The sequence below is a fragment of the Pseudomonas frederiksbergensis genome (assembly GCF_003732665.1).
GTDB classification, from domain to species: Bacteria; Pseudomonadota; Gammaproteobacteria; order Pseudomonadales; family Pseudomonadaceae; genus Aquipseudomonas; species Aquipseudomonas frederiksbergensis_G.
In genome coordinates this window covers 1-284 of record NZ_MOBP01000242.1, presented here as the reverse complement: position 1 = coordinate 284, position 284 = coordinate 1, and the positions used below count along the sequence as shown (strand labels likewise).

General features: G+C 64.4%; 1 protein-coding gene. It reads right to left on the bottom strand.

Annotation, left to right across the window (positions count from 1 at the left end; all coding sequences use genetic code 11):
• A partial coding sequence (locus BK665_RS34020; protein ID WP_148053314.1) for a condensation domain-containing protein occupies positions 1 to 284 on the bottom strand: 284 nt, incomplete at both ends.

The following is a 284-nucleotide window of genomic DNA, read 5'->3' as shown; positions in this document are numbered from 1 at the left end:
GTCTCGACCCGATTACGGTTGGCAATCGGCACGCCGACGCGAATGTCCGACTGATTGCTGTAGCGATGCAACAGGCTCTGGAACGAGGCCAGCAAGACCATGAACAGCGTGCTGCCCTCGCGCTGGGCCAGTTGCCGCAGTTGCTGGCTGAGCAGCGGCGGCAGGTCGATGGCCAGACGTGCGCCTGCAAAACTCTGCCGCGCCGGACGCGGACGATCGGTCGGCAATTCCAGCAGCGGTTGCTCACCGCCGAGTACGCCGGTCCAGTAATTCCACTGGCGCTC